Raw genomic sequence first — 21,877 nt, 5'->3', positions numbered from 1 at the left:
GGCAACGATACGCGTTCCACCATTGAAAACCTAAAAAATTTTGATAAACAAGGTTTTGATGCCATCCTTTCCGTTAGCCCGTATTACAACAAACCCACACAGGAAGGCATCTACCAGCATTATAAAGCGGTTGCTGCCGCTTCTGATCTGCCACTGATTTTGTATAATGTTCCGGGCCGAACAGGAAGTAATATATCCGCAGCAACAACGGTAAGGCTGGCGTATGACGTTGATAAAATTATAGCGGTAAAAGAAGCATCAGGAAATTTCGAGCAGTTTAACCAAATTATGCGCGATAAGCCGTCCAATTTTATGCTGATCTCTGGTGATGACCCGGTTACTTTGCCGATGATTGCGCTTGGTGCTGTTGGCGTTATTTCGGTCATTGGAAACGCTATCCCGCAACTGTTCTCGGATATGGTTCGGCTTTGTTTGGATGAGAAATGGGAAGCTGCCCGGAATTTACATTTTAAACTGATTGAATTTACACGCTTAATGTTTGCCGATGGCAACCCGGCAGGTGTAAAAGAAGCATTGCAGTTTTCCGGTATTTGCGAAAATACTTTGCGTTTGCCTTTGGTGCCGGTAAACTCTCAAATTTCTAACTTGATTAATGAGGAACTGCAGAAGTTGAACGCATAAAAAATCCGGTCAGCAATAACCGGATTTTTAGGTGCTAAAAGAAGTATTACTTTTTTTCAGATTCTGCATTTTTAGTATCCTGAATTTCTAAACGAATGGCTTGGGCTATGTTTTTTATATCCTGCATCCCTTTTCTGATGCGTGTTCCGGCAGCACTGTTGCCTTTGTTGTAAAACTTGTCTGCATCGGCTTCCAGACTTTCAATCAGCTTTTTAAGTTCTTCAAATTTTTTCATTGTGTTAATTTCGGTTTGGCTTTAAATTTAATTGTGTTAGCTAATATAATGGTTTTTAACGGAATAGCAATTGTAAGTTTTTTTGAAGTTGTGGTTTGCCTGATAATTATCCATTTAAAAAAGCACCAAAAACTAGATCTTTATTCATCAAATTTTCCCTGATAAAAAAAGCACCAAATTTTTTAAATCCGGTGCTTTCTCAATTTAGTTGTATGTTTTTTAGCCCTCTGCCAAAGCAAATTTATTTTCTTTATAATAACCGGCTTTTAACTTTTCGGCCACTTCGCTGTAAGCATCCAAGGTACGTTGCACGTCTTCTAAACTATGTGTAGCCGTTGGGATGATGCGCAGTACAATTAAACCTCTTGGTATAACCGGGTACAATACGATGGAACAGAATATACCATAATTTTCGCGGAGGTCCATGGTTAAGCTGGTTGCTTCGTCCAGTTCGCCCTTTAAAAACACTGGGGTAACCATACTGTTGGTAACGCCCAGGTCAAAACCCCGCGCACGTAAACCTTCCTGCAAAGCTTGGGCAATTGTCCATAATTTTTCCCGCAGTTCGGGGCGGTTGATCAACAGTTCCAAGCGTTTTCTTAAACCAATCACCATTGGCATGGGCAATGCTTTGGCAAAAGTTTGGGAGCGCATGTTGTAGCGCATAAAATTGACAATGGTTTTAGTGGAAGCCACAAATGCGCCAATACCAGCCATTGATTTGGCAAAGGTCCCGAAATAAACATCAACACCTTCGATACAATTTTGTGCTTCATGTGTGCCTGCACCGGTTTCCCCCATCGTACCAAAACCATGGGCGTCATCAATCAGCAAACGGAATTTATACTGGTCTTTTAAAGCTACAATTTCTTTTATTTTCCCTTGTGCGCCCGACATGCCGAAAACACCTTCTGTTATCACTAAAATGCCGCCGCCGGTTTGTTCTGCCAACTTGGAAGCGCGCTCCAATTGTTTTTCCAAACTGGCCATGTCATTATGCTGGTAAACATAACGTTTGCCCATGTGCAACCGCACGCCGTCAATGATACAGGCATGAGACTCGGCATCGTAAACAATCACATCGTTTCTATCTACCAAGCTGTCAATGATAGAAACCATGCCCTGGTAACCATAATTGAGCAAAAAAGCGTCTTCTTTGCCTACAAAAGCAGCCAGGTCTTTCTCTAAAGCTTCATGTTGGTTTGAGTTTCCTGACATCATACGCGCGCCCATCGGGTAAGCCATTCCGTAAGCAGCCGCAGCATCAGCATCCGCTTTTCGTACCTCGGGATGGTTGGCCAGGCCTAAATAATTGTTCAAACTCCAAACTAAATGTTCTTTTCCCCTAAAATTCATGTGGGCATCTATTTCGCCTTCTAATTTCGGAAATGAAAAATAGCCGTGCGACCAGCTTTGGTGCTGACCTAACGGGCCCATGTTTTTTTGTATTTTGTCGAATAAATCCAATGTAGTTTATTTTAATAAATATAGCCAAAATTAACTGATAATTTTTTATCAGCAAAAGAAGCACCAAACTCTTACCTAAAACCAACAAAAAAGGCCCTTGTTTAAGCAAGAGCTTTTTTGACATATTTATTTAAGAGGCTGTTTAAAAATTTACTTGAAGTGCCTGTGCTTCTTTTACTGCATAAAAATCATGATGTTATACTTTTGTCGTGCCAAACTTGTTTCGGCATCCCACAAGGTTCTCTTGTTATTTTGTCCTAAGGGATCCTGAAACAAGTTAAGGATGACAGTAGAATTGATTTAAATACCAATTTTTAGGTGGTAAAAGAAGCATGGCAACTTTTTCTTGCACAAAGAAAAACAGGCCCAAAAGTTAATCTACATTATCATGCAGAAAAGAATTATTGGGGCGGATTTCTGTTTTGCCATCTTCATCGGCCAACAAAGAAAACCTGGAAACCTGCGATTCTGAAGAATGCGTGTTTTGCTGCAAGGCAACTTCTTTGCGTTTATAAGCCGGCACGTTTTCCAGTTCCTGGATGCTGCCGCTCCTTAATTTCATGCTCAAATCTTTTAAACGTTTAATCCGCTCCCTGGAGTTTCTCAATTGCTCTTCGATGGATTCGTCAGTTTTTTGATCGTCTGCACCAGTGGCAACAGGCTGCACTTCTGGTTTGGCAGGTTCTGGTTTGGTTGGCTGCGCTGCAGGCGTTTCCGCTGGTTTGTCAAAGCTTAAAGGTTCCACGGTTTTTATAGTAAACCCGGAAGGGTCGCGTTCGTTTTCCTGCTTGTTGTCGTCATCGTTCAGCTTGTAACGGATTGTCCCGGTCTGTTCGTCGCGGTAACCATCTTCCCTTCTTTGGAAACCATTGTTTACCAAGCCCTGGTTTTCGTCGGCTTTCACCTTCAAAAACGGTTCCTGGAAGTTTGCATCTCTATTGTTAGTAACGGTAAACTCGTTTACAGCTTTAACCAGAGGCTGATTTTCTGTGATTAAATGAGAAACGATTTTTTTAGAACTTTGAACTTTTTCGCGTTCATCTTTGGTTTGAAATCCGGTTGCGATAATCGTTACCGAAATTTTCTCGCCCAGGTTTTCGTCCTTGCAATTTCCCCAAATCAAGTCGGCCATTAAGCCGGCTTCTTCCTGAATGTAATCGGTGATGATGCTTACTTCGTCCATCGTTACTTCTTTATCGCCGGAACTGATGTTCAGCAAAATATAACGGGCACCTTCAATTTCGTTATCTTTTAATAACGGAGAGGCCAAAGCGCCACGTACTGCTTCGTAAGCCCTGTTTTCGCCTGCGGCAGAATAACTTCCCATGATAGAAACACCGCTGTCTTTCATCACCGTGCGCACATCCTTAAAGTCAACGTTGATGTAGCCCGGCAAAGTGATGATTTCTGCAATCCCTTTGGCGGCAGTGGTCAAAATATCGTCGGCTTGTGCAAAAGCAGCACCCAAAGTCAGGTTGCCAAAAATCTGGCGCAAACGGTCATTAGAGATCACCAAAAAAGAATCCACGTATTTCCGCAGTTCTTCCATGCCTTCTTCAGCCTGCATTTTCCGGCGTTTGCCTTCAAAAGAAAACGGCGTGGTAATGATCCCAACCGTTAAAATATCCAGTTCGCGGGCTGCTTGAGCAATAATCGGGCTGGCACCGGTTCCTGTTCCGCCGCCCATTCCGGCCGTGATGAACAACATTTTGGTGTTAGAACCCAGCATTTGTTTAATATCGTCAATATTTTCTATTGCTGAGTTTTTTCCAACTTCCGGAATCGAGCCTGCGCCCATTCCTTCGGTTAAACTTGCGCCTAACTGCACCTTGTTCGGGATCGGGCTTAGCTCCAAAGCCTGGGCATCGGTATTGCAGATGATAAAATCAACACCGGTAATACCCTGCTTGTACATATGGTTAACTGCGTTGCCGCCGCCGCCGCCAACACCAATTACTTTGATGATAGACGACTTTTCTTTTAACATTTCAAATTGCATAATACCTGATCTTAAACTATATAGCTGTATTGACGACTCTATTTTTAATAAACGTAATATTACGTTTTTACTCACTATCTTTTATAATGAAATTAAATTTGATTTTTATTTAATTATTTTAGAAAGTCCTCATCCTTAATGTCATCCTTAATAAATATCTTTCCTTTCTCCAACATCCTTGATAATAACCCGTGCTTCTTTTCTGCTGGTGTATGTGCCGGTTTCGTTTGTGTTTTTACTTCCGAAACCTGCGGCACATCGGTATCTTCCATTTTTTGGATTCCTTTAATCAGCAAACCAATACCGGTTGCATACATCGGGCTTTGCAAATCATCAAAAATGTTTTTTTGTAAAACCTCGTTTTTGGCCAAATGTTCGCTCGGATAGCCAATCCGGCAATCTAAACCGGTTACATATTCTACCAATTGCGGCAAATGTTTTAAATCAGCACCGCCACCGGTAATCACAATACCACCGATCATTTTTTTCTCGTAGCCGGAAGTTTTGATCTCATAATAAACATGTTCGATGATCTCTTCCATACGTGCCTGGATTACATAAGCCAGGTTTTTTACCGATATTTCTTTGGATTCCCTTCCGCGCAACCCCGGCACACAAACAATCTCGTTGTCTTTGTTTTCCTCTGCCAAAGCGGAACCAAAGCGTGTTTTCAGCATCTCTGCAATGTTGCGCATCACCGAGCACCCCTCGCGGATATCTTCGGTAACGCTGTTTCCTCCAAACGGAATAACAGCCGTGTGGCGTATAATCCCTTCATGAAAAATAGCCAAATCAGTTGTACCGCCGCCAATATCCACCAACACTACGCCGGCTTCTTTTTCTTCTTCGGTTAAAACTGCTTCTGATGATGCCAACGGTTCCAAGATCAATTCATGGCTTTCCAAACCCGCTTTGGTTACGCATTTTACAATGTTTTTAACGGCAGTAACCTGGCCGGAAATAATGTGGAAATTCGCTTCTAAACGCACGCCCGCCATCCCGATAGGGTCTTTAATTCCCGGCTCGTTATCCACCGTAAATTCTTGCGGCAAAACATGGATAATTTCTTCTCCCGGCGGCATCACCAAATTGTACATGTCCTCGATCAGCTTTTCAATGTCTTTCCGGTTGATTTCTCGGTTCAAATCACGGCGGGTAATCAAACCTCTATGTTGTAAACTTTTGATATGCTGGCCGGCAATTCCTACGTTAACCACGCGGATTTCCACGTTAGATTGTGCCGCTGCTATTTCGATGGCCTGCGTAATCCCTTGCACCGTTTTATCAATATTTGATACCACGCCACGCGTTACACCTGCCGATTCTGCCTTTCCGATGCCCAGTATTTCTACCGTATTGTCTTTACTCCTGCGGCCTACAATGGCGCATATTTTCGTTGTACCAATATCTAACCCAACTACTATGGGCGAACTTTTGTCGTGGCTGATAGAAACCTTTTCCATTTCTAATGTATATTTTGAATTGTGTCTTGATTAATTTGGTTAATTTCTGCTTTTGGTGCTGCTATTGTTTTTGGCTTTGGTTTTAGCGCTTCTAATTTTAACAGCGAATCGCTTTTCACGGCAACAATCTGGTTTGCATACTTAATGTTGATAACTTTATACGCGCCCCAGCCAATTTTGGGTATTGCCTGCTGATAAAATATTAACAGGTTTTTAAATTTTTTATCTAAAGAATCAGCATTACCTAACATAATACGTTGGTTACCTACCCTTGGAATTAATTCTATTTCGTGGTTTGCAGTAACGTTAATTTGTTCGATTTGTGCATCCCACAAAGAATCCCGACGGATAAAATCTGCGGTTTTAAACAATTCCCTGGCCATTTCTGTATGCAACGTATCTACACGGTTGATAAAAATCTCATCAATATTTCCGGTTGCAACCAAAACAGGCGCCGTAAAATTTGAAGAAAGCGGAATTTTTAAGCCATGCTGATCCACATAAAAATCCTGCTCAAAACGGTTCATCACACGCAAAATTGGTTGCCGCTGCCTAACTTCCACATTTACCACACCGTCCATATCGGCATAAACTTTGGCAAACTCGATGAAAGGATTAGCCTGCAATGTTTTTTCCAATTGATGGATGTTGATCTCGTCCAGCTTTTTGCCAACCAACGAATTGTTGCCAATGTGCAGAATCGAATTGATTTCCTGCCGGTCAACAAAATACTGGTTGCCCGGAATGTAAACTTTTACTTCGCGGCACAGCAATGATGCTTTTTTTATGCCGATAAAACTCATCAGCACAAACAAGCCGCCCAGGCAAACTGCCCAAATGGAAGCGTATAAAACCGGCATCCAAATCCGCTTTTTAAACATTTTGCAAGGCTGCTTTTAAAGGTTCAACCATCTTGTCAATATCGCCTGCGCCAACCGTTAGCAACAATTCCGGTTTTTGCTGCTGCACATAATCCAATGCTTCTTTTACCGTATATTTTTTGGTGTGCGATGAAGGTTTCATCCGCGCTAAAATCATTTCTGCGTTTACGCCTGCAATCGGCAGTTCCCTTGCCGGATAAATGTCCAGCAAAAGCAAATAATCGGTTTGAGCCAAAACTTCGGCAAATCCATCTGCAAAATCGCGTGTCCGGGTAAACAAATGCGGCTGGAAAATCACCGTTAATTCTTTGTTTGGATACAATTCTTTCAACGAAGCAATAGCAGCCCGCAATTCTTCCGGATGGTGGGCATAATCATCAATATAAATCGTTTTCTCTGTGTTGATAATGTATTCAAACCGGCGTTTAATACCCAAAAAAGATTTTAAAGACGCTTTGATTTCTTGCGGATCAATCTCCAAAAATAACGCAACTTGTATCGCTGCAACTGCATTTTCAACATTATGGATTCCGGCAATTCCTAATTGAATATCTTTGATTTGAGTTTGCTGATTGCGGAAATCAAAATAATAATTCCCGTTTTTGATGTTGATGTTTTCGGCAAAAGCATCTGCTTCGCCTTCTGTTGCATAAGTTAAGCCTTTTTGTAAAGGCAAACCTTTTTTATGAATCAGTTTTCCATCCGTTTTTAGCTGTGATGCAAATTGCTGAAAGGCTTCGGCCATGCTGTTTTTATCACCATAAATATCTAAATGGTCGGCATCCATGGAAGTTACCACGGCAATATCAGGATGCAAAGTGAGAAAAGAACGATCGTATTCATCAGCCTCCACCACCAACATTTCGTTGCTGCCGAACAAAACATTCGTTTGATAATTGGTAGCAATGCCGCCCAGAAACGCTGAACAATCATTTCCCGAAGCACGCAAAACATGCGCAATCAGGCTGGAAGTGGTGGTTTTGCCATGTGTTCCGGCAACGGCAATCGTAAATAGGCCTTTGCTGATGATGCCCAAAACTTCCGAACGTTTTTTTAGGCTGAATTTTTTATCTTGAAAGAAAGTAAGAATTAACGAATTTGCAGGAATAGCAGGCGTATAGATAATTAAAGTCCCATCCTCCGGTTCGTTAAAATCAAACGGAATATAGTCAATCTCGTCGTGATAGGCAATTTCGATATTTTCCTGCTCCAAAGCCAAAGTCAAAGCAGTTTGCGTTTTATCATAACCGGCAACCAAACAGCCGCGATGCTGAAAGTAACGCGCCAAACCGCTCATGCCGATCCCGCCGATACCAATCAAAAAAACGCGTTGTATGCTGTTTAGTTCCATTGTTTTTTATGCCGTAAAAACAGCATCTGTTTGAGTTTCTGTAATTTTTAATACTTCTTTTGCGATGTTTAAATCAGCATCCGGCATGGCCAGTTTGCCAATTTGTGTACTTAGTTTTTGCTGCTGCTTTTCATCCTTCAATAAATCCAATACTGTTTTTACCAGTGTTTTTTCAGCGTCTGCATCTTTCACTAAAACCGCTGCGTTTTGGTTGACCAAAGCCAGCGCGTTTTTAGTTTGATGGTCTTCGGCCACGTTTGGCGATGGCACTAAAATGATTGCTTTTTTTACCATGCACAATTCGGCAATCGTCCCTGCTCCTGCACGCGAAATGATGACATCCGCAGCAGCATAAGCTAAATCCATCCGGTTTAAAAACTCCAAAACACAAATATTCGGATGCTTATTTTCGCCAAGCTGTTCTTTTACATTTTTATAATAATACTTTCCCGTTTGCCAAATCAACTGTACATCAGCGTCAATCAATTGCTGCAAACCGGCCAGCATACATTTATTTAAAGTACCGGCGCCCAGACTTCCACCGGTAACCAAAACTGTTTTTTTATTTGAGGACAAGTTGAAAGACTCGAAAGCTTCTTCCCTTTTGCCTTTAATTTCCACTGATGCGCGGCGGATTGGGTTTCCGGTTTTAATAATCCGGTCAGCCGGAAAAAATTGTTCCATCCCATCAAAAGCAACACAAATACGCTTTGCTTTTTTTGCCAAGAATTTATTGGTGATGCCAGCATAGGAATTTTGTTCCTGAATTAAAATCGGAACGTTTTTGGTGGAAGCCGCGTATAACAACGGACCGGAAGCATAACCTCCAACGCCAACTACGGCATCCGGTTTGAAAGTTTTGATTACTGATTTTGCTTTGCTCACACTTCCCAAAACTTTAAAAGGCAACGACAGATTTTTAAGGATAGAACCGCGCTGAAAACCGGCAATATCCAAACCAACAATTTCATATCCGGCAGCTGGAACTTTATCCATCTCCATTCGTCCATTGGCGCCAACAAAAAGAATTTCCGTTTCCGGACGCAGCTTTTTCAGCGCATCAGCAATAGCAATAGCCGGGAAGATGTGTCCTCCGGTGCCGCCGCCGCTAATGATGATCCTTTTTGCCATGCTTCTTTTATCTACTAATATTTTGCTTTCAGCAGTCAGTTATCAGCTTTCAGTCCTTTTTAAAGCTGATTGCTGAAAGCTAATTGCTGACAGCTTTTTTACGCTGCCACTTCTTTTTCCCTAATCTCGCCAACCACCACTTTGCGGTTGTCTTCGTACTCGTCAATATGCCGGCTCACCGATAAAATAATACCGAAAGCCACGCTGGTAAACAAAATCGAAGTTCCGCCCATACTTACCAAAGGCAGCGGCACGCCCGTAACCGGGCCCAAACCAACCGCAACCGCCATGTTGGCAAAAGCCTGGATCGTCAAACTAAAACTTAAACCTGCCGCAAGCAATGCACCAAACGCTTTTGGTGCTTTGGTTACTATTTTGATGCAGCGGTACAACAGGAAAAGATAGATGATGACGAGTGCGAAACCTCCAATCAGACCATATTCTTCGATAATCGTAGCATAAATAAAATCAGAATATGGGTGCGGCAGATAATTACGTTCGGTACTGTTGCCAGGTCCTTTCCCGAAAACGCCGCCGGTTGCAATGGCAATTTTCGCATGATCAGATTGGAAAGATTTATCACGGTCAACTTTACTTGGGTGCATAAACGTTTGGATACGCGAAGCATAAGTTTTCCGTCTCGGCCCTAAAAAGATAACGCCTGCCAATAAAACTGCGCCTGCCAAACAAACTACCGCAATTTGTTTGATGCTGATACGGCCGATAATCAACAGTAAAACACTCACACCAAAAAGCATTAAAGCAGTTGATAAATTGGCCAGCGCAATCAGGATAAAAACCACGCAAACCGAACCCATAATCGGCATAAAAGATTCTTTAACATCTTTAATGTTTTCCTGCTTGCGCGATAAACTTCTGGCTAAAAAAGTAATTAAGGAAAGCTTTGCCAAATCTGAAGTTTGGAAGGTTAATCCGGTTCCGGGAATGGCGATCCAACGACTGGCATCATTCACATGGTTTCCAAACAGCAACGTATAAAGCAACAGCGGAATGGTTACGATCATCAGGATTTTTGAAATGCCCGAATAGTAACGGTAATCCAGTTTGTGCGAAATATACATCAGCGCGATACCGCCAAAAATCATGGCCAGGTGCTTTACCAGAATAGATTCTGCACCAACGCCGCGTTTGTAAGCCAGCGTTCCTGTTGAACTGTAAACCGCCAGTGCCGAAATTACCGACAACAAGATCACGATCAGCCAGATCCAGCGGTCGCCTTTTGTTTGGCCAAGAATTGCTTGTATGGTGTTTTTCATTTATATTTTTTTTGCTTTCAGCTTTCAGCAATCAGATTTCAGCTTTTGCATAGTTTGTTACCATGAGCTGAGGGCTGAAAGCTGGTAGCTGACTACTGATAGCTAAAGCTCCTTTACCGCTGCCTTAAACTGCTGGCCGCGGTCTTCATAATTTTTAAACAGATCAAAACTGGCGCAAGCTGGAGACAATAAAACTGTGTCGCCTTTTTTTGCCAGGTGATAAGCCATTTGCACTGCTTCCTGTGCCGAAAAAGCGTTTACAATCATGTCCACATCTTCTTCAAAAGCTTCGTAGATGCGCTTGTTGTCTTTGCCCAAACACACAATGGCTTTCACTTTTTGCTTCACCAACTCCTTCAGCATGGTGTAATCGTTGCCTTTGTCCACGCCGCCTAAAATCAGCACTACGTCTGTATTCATACTTTCCAGCGCAAACCAAACCGAATTAACGTTGGTGGCTTTAGAATCATTGATAAATTTGATGCCTGCAACCGAACCTGCAAACTCCAGCCGGTGCTCAATGTTTTTAAAATCGCCCATACTTTCACGGATGGTTTCGTTTCTTAATTCTAAAACCTTGGCCGTAATCCCCGATGCCATGCTGTTATAAATATTGTGCTTTCCCTGCAATGCCAACTCCTTGATATTCATGTTCAAATCTCCTTTATCCGTTAAAATATAAATCTCATCTTCGCTAAGGTATGCGCCTTGCCCTACTTTTTTTTGGATTGAAAAAGGCAGTTGTTTGGCCAAAATTTCCCTTTTGTTGATACCTTTCATCGTTTCCTCATCATCGGCACAATAAATCAGATAATCCGCACCAGTTTGGTTCTGGATGATCCGAAATTTAGAATCGGCATAATTCTCCATTTTATATTCGTACCGGTCTAAATGATCGGGCGTAATATTGAGTAACACAGCGATATCAGCTTTAAACTGATACATATCATCGAGCATAAAACTGCTGATCTCCAGCACGAAATGATCGTACTTTTCAGCAGCAACCTGGTATGCAAAACTTTTACCGATGTTGCCGGCCAAACCCACATTTAAACCTGCTTTTTTAAGCAGATGGTAAGTCAAACTTGTCGTCGTCGTTTTTCCGTTTGATCCGGTGATGCAGATCATTTTGGCTTTGGTATATCTTCCCGCAAACTCAATTTCAGAAATCACCGGAATGCCTTTTTCTTTCAGTTTTTTAATGATCGGCGCTTTATTTGGAATGCCCGGGCTTTTCACCACTTCGTTTGCCTGCAAAATAATTTCTTCGGAATGTTTGCCTTCTTCAAAATCAATATTCCAGTCTTGCAGTTGCATTTTGTATTTTTCGTCCATCTGCCCAAAATCCGAAACAAAAACTTTAAAGCCCTGCTTCCGCGCCAAAAAAGCTGCACCAACGCCGCTTTCGCCAGCGCCCAAAATGCACAGGAACTTGCCGTTTCCGATAGCTGTTGCTGCTGTTTGATTTCCTTCGGTTTCCAATTCGTTTTCTATTTTTTAAGCTGATGCTTCTTTTACTACCTTAATTTTAGTGTAACAATGGTTACGATAGCCAGAAAAATGCCGACGATCCAAAACCGCGTTACGATCTTGGATTCGTGGTAACCTTTTTTCTGAAAATGATGGTGTAGCGGCGACATCAGGAAAATCCTTCGGCCCTCGCCATATTTTTTTTTGGTGAATTTGAACCAGCTTACCTGTAAAATCACCGAAACCAACTCGATTAAAAAAATGCCGCATAAAAGAGGTATCAGCAGTTCTTTGCGGATCATGATGGCGAAAGCAGCGATGATGCCACCGATAGCCAGACTACCGGTATCGCCCATAAATATTTGCGCAGGATACGAATTGTACCACAAAAAGCCAACGCAAGCCCCAACAAAAGCACCGGCAAAAATTACCAGTTCGCCAGAATTTGGGATATAAACGATGTTCAAATATTCGGCAATAACAGTGTTGCCCGAAACGTAAGCCAAAACAGCAAGCGTTATACCTATAATTGCCGAAGTTCCGGTTGCCAAACCATCAATCCCATCCGTAATGTTGGCGCCGTTAGAAACTGCGGTGATGATAAAAATGGTGAAAAGCATGAAAACGATTAAGCCGTAATGCTCGTAACCCGGGCCGATAAACTTGATCACTTTGGCATAATCAAACTCGTTGTGCTTGTAAAAAGGCACATTGGTTTTGGTGGATTTAATGTCCTGCGTGTAAACATATTTATTTCCAACCTGATGGACTTCCACCGGAACATCGTATTTTACTGGCAATGTTACCGTTTGCCGGATCACAATGTCCGGACTAAAATACATTGTCCAGCCAATAATAACGGACAAGCCAACCTGGCCAACAATCTTAAAACGCCCAGCCAAGCCTTCTTTATTTTTCTTGAAAACCTTGATATAATCATCCAGAAAACCAACTGTTCCCATCCAAATGGTGGTGATGATCATCAAAATGATGTACACATTATCCAGCTTGGCCAGCAATAAAGTTGGGATCAAAATTCCCATCAAAATCATGATGCCGCCCATGGTTGGCGTACCTTGTTTTTGCATCTGGCCTTCCAAACCTAAATTTCTTACCGTTTCGCCAACTTGTTTTTTACGGAGGTATTTGATGATGCGCCCACCAAAAACTGTTGTAATCATCAGCGAAATAATGACCGACATAGCCGTGCGAAACGAGATGTACTGAAACACACCAACGCCCGGAATATTGTGGTTTTTGTACAAATAGGTAAACAGGTAATACAGCATCAGCTCATCAGTTTAAATTGTTCTGCCAAAATCTGTTTATCGTCAAAAGGGTATTTCACGCCTTTTATTTCCTGGTATTTTTCATGGCCTTTGCCGGCCAGTAAAATAATATCGTCGGGTTGTGCTAAATGACATGCTGCTTTTATCGCCTCTTTTCTGTCGGCAATGGCAAATGCTTTTCGTTGCTGGTCTGGCGTGATGCCGCTTTGCATATCCCGAATAATCTGGTCCGGATCTTCGGAACGCGGGTTATCTGAAGTTAAAATAACTTTATCGCTCCACTCGCAAGCCACCGTAGCCATTACTGGGCGCTTGGTTTTGTCCCGGTCGCCGCCGCAACCAATTACCGTAATTACCTGTTCGTTTCCTTTGCGGATATCTTTGATCGTGCTCAGCACATTTTGAACGGCATCCGGCGTATGCGCATAATCCACAATCCCAATAACTTTATTGGCAGATATGAAATAATCAAACCTGCCTTCTGCTCCTGCTAACCGGCTCAATGCGGTTAAAACTTTTTCTTTATCCTGATCCAGCAACATCGCCGCGCCGTAAACTGCAAGCAAATTGTACGCGTTAAAACTGCCCACCATTTTAAACCAAACTTCCTGCCCGTCGATGTTTAAAAGCAGGCCGCCAAACTGGTTCTCCAAAATCTTGGCTTTAAAATCGGCCATGCTTTTTAGCGCATAGGTTTTTTTATTGGCTTTGGTATTTTGCAACATCACCTTGCCGTTGCGGTCGTCCAAGTTTATCAGGGCAAAAGCAGTATTGGGCAAACTATCAAAAAATCTTTTTTTGGCTTTTAAGTAGTTATCAAAAGTTTTATGAAAATCGAGGTGATCGTGGGTGAGGTTTGAAAAAATTCCACCGGCAAAATGTAAGCCTGTTATACGATGTTGTACGACGGAATGCGAACTCACTTCCATAAAAGCGTAGTCGCAACCGTGCTGCACCATTTCGAGCAATAACTCATTCAAAGCAACCGGATCAGGCGTGGTGTGCGTGGCAGGAATAACGGCATCGTTAATCCGGTTTTCAACAGTAGAAAGCATCCCACATTTATAGCCCAATTCCCTAAAAAGCTGGAAAAGTAAAGTTGCAATGGTCGTTTTGCCATTTGTTCCCGTTACGCCAACTAATTTTAATTTTTGGGAAGGCTGATCATAAAAGTTGGCCGCCGCAAAACCTAAAGCTTCGGATGCTTCTTTTACCTGGATAAAAACAGTATCAGGGTTTTGGTTCTGCGGGATTTCTTCACAAACAACCGCAACCGCACCGGAAGCAATAGCCTGTTCGATAAAGCGGTGCCCATCAACCAAAGTACCGCGAACGGCAAAAAACAAACAACCGGGAATTACTTTCCTGGAATCAAAAACAAGCGCAGTAATTTCCTGATCGGGCTTGTTTAAGCCAGTTAAATCAGTAATTCCTGCACATATTTCTTTCAATAACTTCATTCAAGTTCCAATACTATTTTAGATCCTTTTGGTATGATGCTGCCCGGCCCGACGGATTGCCTTACAACCGTTCCGCTGCCAACTACGGCTGTTTTGTAGCCTGCATTTCCCATGATAAACAAAGCATCGCGCAAACCCATCCCAACTGTGGAAGGAACGCCTTTTTTGGCCGGTGTTTCTGCGGAAATCCCTTCATTGGTATCAATAGCAGCTTGGTTATTTTTAACTGTTTGCGGTTTCAGTTTAAGCTTCGTATAAACTTCCTGCAATGCTTTTTGCTGGCCAGATTTTGCCTGTGGCACTTGTGTATTGTTTGCTACGCGGATAGGTGAAGCTTGGTTTAAATCCATATCGCTGGAGTAAACACGGTCTGCAATTTCCCTAAAAACCGGGCCCGAAACTGATGCACCATAGTAATCTCCTTTCGGGTCATTTATCACCACAATCATGGAATACTTAGGTTTCTCCGCAGGAAAATAACCTACAAAAGAAGCCTGGTATTGCCGTTTGCCCCTATAACCTTTGTTCGCATCGGCAACCTGGGCCGTACCTGTTTTGCCGGCAATATTATACAATGGATTGTAAACGAAATGCTTTCCGCTGCCTTCTGTAACCACGCCTTCCAGCATTTTTTTGATCTTGCCCAACGTAACATCCGAGCAGATTTTATCCTTGATGACCCTAGCCTGAAACTGCTCAATCGGGTTGCCCAGCCTCCTGATCTCTTTTACAAAAATTGGCGCAATGTATTTGCCGTTGTTGGCCACGGCATTATAAAACGAAAGCATTTTTAAAGGCGTCAACTGCATTTCGTAACCGTAGGCCATTTGCGGCAAAGTCATGTTTTTGTTCCAGCTTTTGTTTTCAGGGTTTTTGATGACTGGCTGTGCTTCTCCCGGAATTTCTAATTTTAATTTTTCGTTCAGATGCCAATCGTACAAATGGTCGGTAAATTGCGATTGGTTTTCGTGATAAGCATTATTCACCAAAAAAGCTACGGCAGCATTGGATGACAGTTCGAATGCTTTTTTTACCGTAACCACACCGATGCTGCCATGCGAATCTTTAATCATGTGGCCCGGAATTTTATAAAACCCCGTGTTGACCATTGTGCTGGTATCTACTTTTTTATCTTCCAACAAAGCCATGTACGAAGCCAGTTTAAAAGTAGAACCCGGATCCTGGTTGCCGGCAATGGCATAATTAAATTTCTCCTGATATTCTCCCGGTGCAACTTTGGTAAAATTGGCAACGGCACGCACTTCGCCGGTTTGCACTTCCATCAAAATAACCGCACCATGATCGGCATCGCTTTTAATCAACTGTTTTAACAAAGCACTTTGCGCCACATCCTGGAAATTGACATCCAGGGTTGACATGATATCGGCACCTTCTTTGGGTGCTATTTCAAAATCTTCGTTTACCGGTTTCCAAACGCCGCCGGCAATGCGCTGCATCAAACGCTTTCCGGATTCTCCGTTGATAAAAGAAGCATAGGCGCCTTCTAAACCAACACCATTTTTTACGTTTTCATTTTTATAACCGATGGTTCTGGCAGCCAAAGAACGGTAAGGCAAAATCCGTTTGTTTTTCTGCAATACGATTAATCCGCCGCCATACTTGCCCAAGTTAAAAATTGGGAACTTCTTGATCTGCTTTAAATCCTGAAAAGAAACTTTGCGCTTGATAAGCAAATAGCGCGAACTATCGCGACGGCCATCGCGCAGGTAACGAGAGTAATCGCGGGCAGATTTATCACCAAAAAAAGCCGACAATTTCATCGCCAAAGAATCCACTTTTTCGTAAAAAACCTTGTCATCTGCAATGGCGCCGTCCACCATATCCATGTGCAGTTCATATTCCGGAACCGAAGTGGCCAGCATACTACCATCCTGCGCAAAGATATTTCCGCGGGCAGCTTCCACATTTACGTAGCGGATAGAAAGGCTGTCCTGCATGGCCGCCCATTTTTTGCCTTGAACAAACTGCACGCGGCATAACTGCACCATTACTGCCACGGCAAACAGCACAATCAGCCCGAAAGCCAGATAAACGCGAAGCAGTATATTGGTTCTAATGCTCATCTTCTTCTGTTACGGTCAGTTTTTGCGGAGGCTCCACAGAAGTTTTTAATCCTAAAGTGTCTGTTTTTTTTGCCACTTCCGATAAAGTACTTTTATAAGCCAGTTCAGCTTTAGTGGTTTTATAATCCCAGCTCAGTTCTTTTACTTGTTTAGAAAGTTTGTCAATGTCGCGGATATTGTTTTCGGCCATGTGCCTGTTTGCGATATAGACCATCGCCAAAAAGGCCACAAAAAACATAAACGGCAGCATCCGGGTGGCAGCTTCGGTAGAAACCACGCCTTTTTTTAAAAACAAAGTGAAAAAATTGTCGGGGATTTTACCGGCAGGCGGTTTTTCTTCCACAATCAATTCCTTTTCCGGTTCTATTTCTTCCAGAATTTCTGCTCTTAAACGGTTGCTCATCTTTTTACAGCGATTCTTAATTTGGCACTACGTGCACGGTTATTTATTTTTATTTCTTCTTCGGATGCAGTAATTGCCCCACGGCTTACCGCATCAAACGGCTTTTGGTCGTTCCCAAAAAAATCCTTTTCTACTTCGCCCCGAAATTTCCCTTTGGCAATGAAGTTCTTCACCAAACGGTCTTCCAGCGAGTGATAAGACATCACGACTAATCTTCCGCCTGAAACCAGCACTTCTGCCGATTGCAGCAAAAACTCCTGTAAAGCTTCCAGTTCCTGATTAACTTCGATGCGCAAAGCCTGAAAAACCTGCGCTAAATATTTATTTTCTTTTCCTTTCGGGATGCAGTTTTGGATTACGTTTTTCAATTCGGCAATCGTTCCGATTGGTTGATTTAATCTGGCCGTTACTACTGTTTTTGCCAGTGTTTTTGCGTTCTGCAATTCGCCGTACATGCCAAAAATGCGGTGCAAATTTTCCTCACTATAAGTATTAATGATGGTTTTTGCCGTTAGGTCGCCGCTTTTGTTCATGCGCATATCCAGATTGGCATCAAAACGTACCGAAAAACCGCGTTCGGCCTGATCAAACTGGTATGAAGAAACACCCAAATCAGCCAAAATCCCATCAACCGGAATGGCTTCATACAATCGGCAGTAGTTTTTTAGATACCTAAAATTTTGTTCGATAAAAGTAAAACGTCCGTCATCAGGCAAGTTCCGCTTTGCATCTTCATCCTGGTCAAAAGCCAGTAACCGGCCACCATCACCTAAATTATTTAATATCTGTTTTGAATGGCCGCCACCACCAAAAGTTACATCCACGTAAGTGCCGTCTGGCTTGATGGCCAGCGCATCGGTGCATTCCTGCAGCATTACGGGTGTGTGGTAATTATTCATTCGTTTTGCTTGCTTTGTTGCCCATTACTTCTTCGGCCAGTTTGGCAAAATTTTCCGGTTCGTTGTCTAATTGTTCGTCATAAGCCTCTTTTGCCCAAACATCTATTTTATTTAAGTTTCCGGCCAAAACCACATCCGTCCCGATCCCGGCATAATCCAATAAAGATTTCGGAACCAGCACCCTTCCTGCCGCATCCGGTACTATTTCTGTTGCGCCCCGGGTAAAATATTTGATAAAATCGCGGTTCTTTTTTTCGTACTGATTTAGTTTGCTCAGCTCGTCCAATAGCAGCAACCAATCTTTTCGCGGATAAATCACCAAATGTTTTTCAAAGCCACGGTTTATAAATAACCCTTCCCGCTCAGCTTCCGGAAGCTGTTTCTTGAGGTTGACCGGGATCATCATCCGATCTTTGGCATCAAGCTTACACTCAAATTCTCCTAAAAAATAGGACATGGATTCAGGTTGGGTAATATTTAATGAGTAAAAGTATAAATATTACCACCTTTTACCACAATTTCCCACTAAAAGTTTTCAACATTGCCTATTTATCTTTTTTAACTGCCTGTTAATGAGGGATACTGTTTTTATCGGCATAAAAACAGTATCGTGGCCACAAGCGCGATAAGCACTTGTTTATGAGTAACTTTCCAGCTGGGCAGGTTAACATCAGATCGAAACCAAGGCCAGCAATAATATTAGTTGATAATTAAAGGCCACGTTTAAATATTGCCTGAGCAGATTTCAATGCTTCTTTTACCACCTAAAAATTGGCTGGTATTTAATTTTGGTTTGCCCTGCACACATTTATACAGGTTTTGTTTTTTATATTTTAAATTTTTTGCAAAATGTAATTAAACTTTTACTTTTACACCTAACCAATAAAATAAACTTTTTTAGTATTTATAGCCGGATGCGCAATTACAATTCGCATGATAATAATCCTGATGATGCTTGTTTTGTTATCAAATTTGTTACGCTTTTATATAAACCAATAGCCATCAACAAAACCGAATTTAAGTATGGATACAACTTTACTTCTTAGAAATTCTTTTTTAGCTGTATTGCTTTGTGTTTTGTGTGGAGAATTAGCTTCGGCACAAACTGATGCCGATGCGATCATGATCCCAAAAAATTATTTTTGCGGGGGTACAATGTACAGCAACAGTAGCTGGAACAGCTATTGGGAAGGCACTTTCAAACGAACCAACGGCAATATCGGCACGCTAAACTCAAACATGGTAACGCTGATGGGCAATTATGGCATTAGTAACCGTTTAAATCTACTGTTATCGTTGCCTTATGTTACGAATAATACTACAGCCGGAACGTTGCACAGCCAGCAGGGAATCCAGGACGCTACTGTTTCTTTAAAATGGGTCCCGGTTTCAATGCGTACCGGTTATGGCACTTTTCGTTTGTTTGCTATTGCAATGGGTTCCATCCCGATCGGTAATTATCAGGCTGATTTTTTGCCCGTTGCTATCGGTTTGCACAGCAGAAGCTTGATGTTCAGGGCTTTGGCCGATTACCAGAGTGGCCATTTATTTTTCTCCGGCTCTGGGGAATATATGCGCCGTGATAATATCACCATTGACCGTACTGCTTATTACACCACAGAAATGCATTATACTAACCAGGTTGCCATTCCTGATGGGACTAACTTTAATGTTCGTGGCGGATACCGGAGCAGCAAATGGATTGCAGAAGCTGTTTTGGACAACACTACGACTTTGGGCGGTTTTGACATGCGCAAAAATGATATGCCTTTCCCCAGCAATAAAATGAACATGACGATGGTTGGCGTGAATTTAAAATACAGCTTTAGTTCGATCAACGGATTAGAACTGACTGCCGGAAGCGATTATGTGGTTGCCGGACGAAATGTTGGGCAAAGTACTATACTTCACGGCGGTGCATATTACCTGTTCAACCTTAAGAAAAACAAAAATCAAAAACACAACAAAATTTAAACAATGAAAAAAAACTTACTTTATACTGTTATTGTATTTTTGTTTTCGGCGATGCTTCTTTTATCGTGCAAAAAAAGTATTATAGAACGTACTGATCTTTATCCATCCTTAACACCTATAAACAACGATTTAAACGCGGGCAACTGGAAGCCGGTTTTGGTAGCCAACCCGGATGCTTTTGTGGTTGCTGCCCCGGATGCCCTTACCTCTCCGGCTTATATTGCCGATTTAAACGAGATCAAAGCTTACCAGGCCAATTTAACTTTGGAACAAAAAGCCAGTATTAAATACTGGAGCGCCGGTGCAGTTTTGCGTTGGAACGAAATTTTGCGCGAGCTGGTTGCCCGCCATAATTTGCCGCCTTACCAAAACGAGGATGGTTCTTATCCGGCACCGAATTCGGCAAACCCTTTTGCTTATCCGCAGTTTCCGTTTTCCAATCCGCCTTATGCTGCCCGTTCTTATGCTTATGTTAGCGCGGCGCAGTATGATGCTCTGGTGGTGGCCTGGCGTTACAAAACCAAGTACAACCGCGCTGCCCCATATAAAAACGATGCTGCCATTCAGGCTTTGGTGCCAAAAACTGATCTGCCTTCTTACCCAAGCGAAGATGCCGTGGTTTCTGGTGCCGCCGTCGAAATGCTTAAATTGTTGTTTCCTACGGAGATTGCTTTTATCGAGCAAAAAGCAGCCGAACAAAAGCTTTACCGGATGATGGCCGGTGCAAATACACGAAGTGAACTGGACGCAGGCGAAGCATTAGGCAAACAGGTTGCTGCTTTATTTACGGCACGTGCCCGGACTGATAAAGCCGGAAAAGCAATTGGCACACCAGCTTTGTGGGACCAATTGGCGATGCAAACCGAAGCCAAAGGCGAAAAATGCTGGCTGAGTTTGGAAACACCAAAACGCCCGCCGATGCTGCCGTTGTTTTGCAAGGTTAGTCCGTTTTTGTTTGATACTTTGACGGTTGTTGCGCTTCGTCCGCCGCCGCCGTATTCCACACATTCAGACGAATTTAAAAAAGAAACTGCCGAAGTTTTGTATTACAGCAAAAACGCCACACGCGAACGTGAAGCCATTGTAGCATTTTGGGCCGATGGTGCCGGAACTTACTCTCCGCCAGGACATTGGAACGCCATTGCTGCGGATGAATTTGTGAAACAAAATTACAGCGAAGTAAGATGGGCGCGCAACTTTGCCCTGCTTAACATGGCCGAAATGGATGCCGCCATTGTTTGCTGGGATGCCAAATATTTTTACTTTAACCCGCGGCCTTCGCAAGTTGACCCGAGCATAAAAACCCTGACTGGAATGCCTAATTTTCCATCGTACACTTCCGGCCATTCCAATTTTAGTGGTGCCGCCGCTACTTTATTAACCTATTTATTGCCGGATCGGGGCAGTAAATTTACAGATATGGCGCAACAAGCATCCATGTCGCGATTGTATGGCGCCATACATTACCGCAGCGATTGCGAAATGGGCTTGGTAACTGGCAAAAAAGTTGGCGAATTTGCAATTAAACGCGCTAAAATAGATGGCGCGGGGAATTAAGAAATGATTGAACGGGTGTTTCAAACTAAAGTTTAAGCTACGGATACTGTTTTTATCCCTATAAAAACAGTATCCGTTTTTCTATCGCAAACGCCGGCTTTAAGTTTAGGCTAAAGCCAAAACCTAAACTTCTAAGCCCACGGCAAATTAACTGCACTGATATTTATATTTACACGTTTTGATTTGCTTTCATTTGCCACGGCCTTTAGGCCGTGGAACAAAAGGCACAGAAAAGGTTTTAGCCAAAAATTAAAACTGTACCTATTTCTCAATTTTTAGGTGGTAAAAGAAGCAT

General features: G+C 42.6%; 17 protein-coding genes and 1 pseudogene (1 of these 18 cut by a window edge). 3 read left to right on the top strand and 15 right to left on the bottom strand.

The annotated features are described in order from the left end of the window. A pseudogene (gene dapA / locus Q0192_RS14755) lies at positions 1-642 on the top strand (4-hydroxy-tetrahydrodipicolinate synthase); it begins 246 nt to the left of the window's first position. 46 nt (positions 643-688) lie between these two features. Here dapA and Q0192_RS14750 read toward each other — a convergent pair. The 15 genes from Q0192_RS14750 to mraZ all read right to left on the bottom strand — a co-directional run bounded on the left by Q0192_RS14750 (position 689) and on the right by mraZ (position 18,508). Beyond that, the gene (locus tag Q0192_RS14750; RefSeq protein ID WP_299290453.1) at positions 689-877 is read right to left on the bottom strand and encodes a histone H1; all 189 of its coding nucleotides are present in this window, start codon (positions 875-877) and stop codon (positions 689-691) included. 219 nt (positions 878-1,096) lie between these two features. Further along, the gene (locus Q0192_RS14745; protein WP_299290451.1) at positions 1,097-2,344 is read right to left on the bottom strand and encodes an aminotransferase class I/II-fold pyridoxal phosphate-dependent enzyme; all 1,248 of its coding nucleotides are present in this window, start codon (positions 2,342-2,344) and stop codon (positions 1,097-1,099) included. A 373-nt stretch (positions 2,345-2,717) separates the two neighbouring features. After that, a complete protein-coding gene (gene ftsZ, locus Q0192_RS14740) occupies positions 2,718-4,343 on the bottom strand; it encodes a cell division protein FtsZ (RefSeq protein WP_299290449.1) in 1,626 nt (541 codons plus the stop codon). A 113-nt stretch (positions 4,344-4,456) separates the two neighbouring features. After that, complete coding sequence (ftsA, locus tag Q0192_RS14735; RefSeq protein ID WP_299290447.1) at positions 4,457-5,806, bottom strand: cell division protein FtsA; 1,350 nt, start codon at positions 5,804-5,806, stop codon at positions 4,457-4,459. 2 nt (positions 5,807-5,808) lie between these two features. Continuing rightward, on the bottom strand, positions 5,809-6,666 hold the full coding sequence (locus Q0192_RS14730; RefSeq protein WP_299290445.1) for a cell division protein FtsQ: 858 nt from the start codon (positions 6,664-6,666) through the stop codon (positions 5,809-5,811). A gap of 13 nt (positions 6,667-6,679) precedes the next feature. Next, a complete protein-coding gene (murC, locus tag Q0192_RS14725; RefSeq protein ID WP_299290443.1) occupies positions 6,680-8,038 on the bottom strand; it encodes a UDP-N-acetylmuramate--L-alanine ligase in 1,359 nt (452 codons plus the stop codon). A gap of 6 nt (positions 8,039-8,044) precedes the next feature. After that, positions 8,045-9,169 (bottom strand): undecaprenyldiphospho-muramoylpentapeptide beta-N-acetylglucosaminyltransferase, encoded by a 1,125-nt coding sequence (gene murG, locus Q0192_RS14720; protein ID WP_299290441.1) that lies wholly within the window; start codon positions 9,167-9,169, stop codon positions 8,045-8,047. A gap of 98 nt (positions 9,170-9,267) precedes the next feature. Continuing rightward, positions 9,268-10,446 carry a putative peptidoglycan glycosyltransferase FtsW gene (locus Q0192_RS14715; RefSeq protein ID WP_299290437.1) on the bottom strand — a complete coding sequence of 393 codons (1,179 nt, stop codon included), beginning with the start codon at positions 10,444-10,446 and terminating at the stop codon, positions 9,268-9,270. Positions 10,447-10,548: 102 nt separating this feature from the next. After that, positions 10,549-11,928, bottom strand: coding sequence for a UDP-N-acetylmuramoyl-L-alanine--D-glutamate ligase (gene murD, locus Q0192_RS14710; protein ID WP_299290435.1), 1,380 nt, complete (start codon positions 11,926-11,928; stop codon positions 10,549-10,551). Between the two features lie 35 nt (positions 11,929-11,963). Then, positions 11,964-13,205 (bottom strand): phospho-N-acetylmuramoyl-pentapeptide-transferase, encoded by a 1,242-nt coding sequence (gene mraY / locus Q0192_RS14705; RefSeq protein WP_299290433.1) that lies wholly within the window; start codon positions 13,203-13,205, stop codon positions 11,964-11,966. Then, positions 13,205-14,665: a UDP-N-acetylmuramoyl-L-alanyl-D-glutamate--2,6-diaminopimelate ligase gene (locus Q0192_RS14700; protein ID WP_299290431.1), complete on the bottom strand. Its 1,461-nt coding sequence runs from the start codon at positions 14,663-14,665 to the stop codon at positions 13,205-13,207. The genes mraY and Q0192_RS14700 overlap by 1 nt, the downstream gene beginning before the upstream one ends. Next, a complete protein-coding gene (locus Q0192_RS14695; protein WP_299290429.1) occupies positions 14,662-16,749 on the bottom strand; it encodes a penicillin-binding protein in 2,088 nt (695 codons plus the stop codon). The genes Q0192_RS14700 and Q0192_RS14695 overlap by 4 nt, the downstream gene beginning before the upstream one ends. After that, positions 16,739-17,152 (bottom strand): FtsL-like putative cell division protein, encoded by a 414-nt coding sequence (locus Q0192_RS14690; RefSeq protein WP_299290427.1) that lies wholly within the window; start codon positions 17,150-17,152, stop codon positions 16,739-16,741. Before Q0192_RS14690 ends, Q0192_RS14695 begins: the two co-directional genes overlap by 11 nt. Then, positions 17,149-18,051, bottom strand: coding sequence for a 16S rRNA (cytosine(1402)-N(4))-methyltransferase RsmH (gene rsmH / locus Q0192_RS14685; protein ID WP_299290424.1), 903 nt, complete (start codon positions 18,049-18,051; stop codon positions 17,149-17,151). Before rsmH ends, Q0192_RS14690 begins: the two co-directional genes overlap by 4 nt. Then, on the bottom strand, positions 18,044-18,508 hold the full coding sequence (gene mraZ / locus Q0192_RS14680; protein ID WP_299290421.1) for a division/cell wall cluster transcriptional repressor MraZ: 465 nt from the start codon (positions 18,506-18,508) through the stop codon (positions 18,044-18,046). Before mraZ ends, rsmH begins: the two co-directional genes overlap by 8 nt. 566 nt (positions 18,509-19,074) lie before the next feature. On the opposite strand from mraZ, the gene Q0192_RS14675 reads away from it, so the two are divergent. Both Q0192_RS14675 and Q0192_RS14670 read left to right on the top strand, forming a co-directional pair. Next, positions 19,075-20,025, top strand: coding sequence for a hypothetical protein (locus Q0192_RS14675; RefSeq protein ID WP_299290419.1), 951 nt, complete (start codon positions 19,075-19,077; stop codon positions 20,023-20,025). A 3-nt stretch (positions 20,026-20,028) separates the two neighbouring features. Continuing rightward, a complete protein-coding gene (locus Q0192_RS14670) occupies positions 20,029-21,582 on the top strand; it encodes a phosphatase PAP2 family protein (protein ID WP_299290416.1) in 1,554 nt (517 codons plus the stop codon). Positions 21,583-21,877: the final 295 nt, after the last annotated feature.

Source organism: uncultured Mucilaginibacter sp. (genome assembly GCF_937859865.1).
Taxonomy (GTDB): Bacteria; Bacteroidota; Bacteroidia; order Sphingobacteriales; family Sphingobacteriaceae; genus Mucilaginibacter_A.
Note: the sequence above shows the minus strand (reverse complement) of the source record. Positions and strands in the feature narration are given on the sequence as shown.

Excerpts from the sequence above, each read along its gene's own strand:
- Q0192_RS14750 (WP_299290453.1), bottom strand. The coding sequence starts at position 877 with ATGAAAAAATTTGAAGAACTTAAAAAGCTGATTGAAAGTCTGGAAGCC.
- ftsZ (WP_299290449.1), bottom strand. The coding sequence starts at position 4,343 with ATGCAATTTGAAATGTTAAAAGAAAAGTCGTCTATCATCAAAGTAATT.
- ftsA (WP_299290447.1), bottom strand. The coding sequence starts at position 5,806 with ATGGAAAAGGTTTCTATCAGCCACGACAAAAGTTCGCCCATAGTAGTT.
- Q0192_RS14730 (WP_299290445.1), bottom strand. The coding sequence starts at position 6,666 with ATGCCGGTTTTATACGCTTCCATTTGGGCAGTTTGCCTGGGCGGCTTG.
- murC (WP_299290443.1), bottom strand. The coding sequence starts at position 8,038 with ATGGAACTAAACAGCATACAACGCGTTTTTTTGATTGGTATCGGCGGG.
- murG (WP_299290441.1), bottom strand. The coding sequence starts at position 9,169 with ATGGCAAAAAGGATCATCATTAGCGGCGGCGGCACCGGAGGACACATC.
- Q0192_RS14715 (WP_299290437.1), bottom strand. The coding sequence starts at position 10,446 with ATGAAAAACACCATACAAGCAATTCTTGGCCAAACAAAAGGCGACCGC.
- mraY (WP_299290433.1), bottom strand. The coding sequence starts at position 13,205 with ATGCTGTATTACCTGTTTACCTATTTGTACAAAAACCACAATATTCCG.
- Q0192_RS14700 (WP_299290431.1), bottom strand. The coding sequence starts at position 14,665 with ATGAAGTTATTGAAAGAAATATGTGCAGGAATTACTGATTTAACTGGC.
- Q0192_RS14695 (WP_299290429.1), bottom strand. The coding sequence starts at position 16,749 with ATGAGCATTAGAACCAATATACTGCTTCGCGTTTATCTGGCTTTCGGG.
- Q0192_RS14690 (WP_299290427.1), bottom strand. The coding sequence starts at position 17,152 with ATGAGCAACCGTTTAAGAGCAGAAATTCTGGAAGAAATAGAACCGGAA.
- rsmH (WP_299290424.1), bottom strand. The coding sequence starts at position 18,051 with ATGAATAATTACCACACACCCGTAATGCTGCAGGAATGCACCGATGCG.
- mraZ (WP_299290421.1), bottom strand. The coding sequence starts at position 18,508 with ATGTCCTATTTTTTAGGAGAATTTGAGTGTAAGCTTGATGCCAAAGAT.
- Q0192_RS14675 (WP_299290419.1), top strand. The coding sequence starts at position 19,075 with ATGGATACAACTTTACTTCTTAGAAATTCTTTTTTAGCTGTATTGCTT.
- Q0192_RS14670 (WP_299290416.1), top strand. The coding sequence starts at position 20,029 with ATGAAAAAAAACTTACTTTATACTGTTATTGTATTTTTGTTTTCGGCG.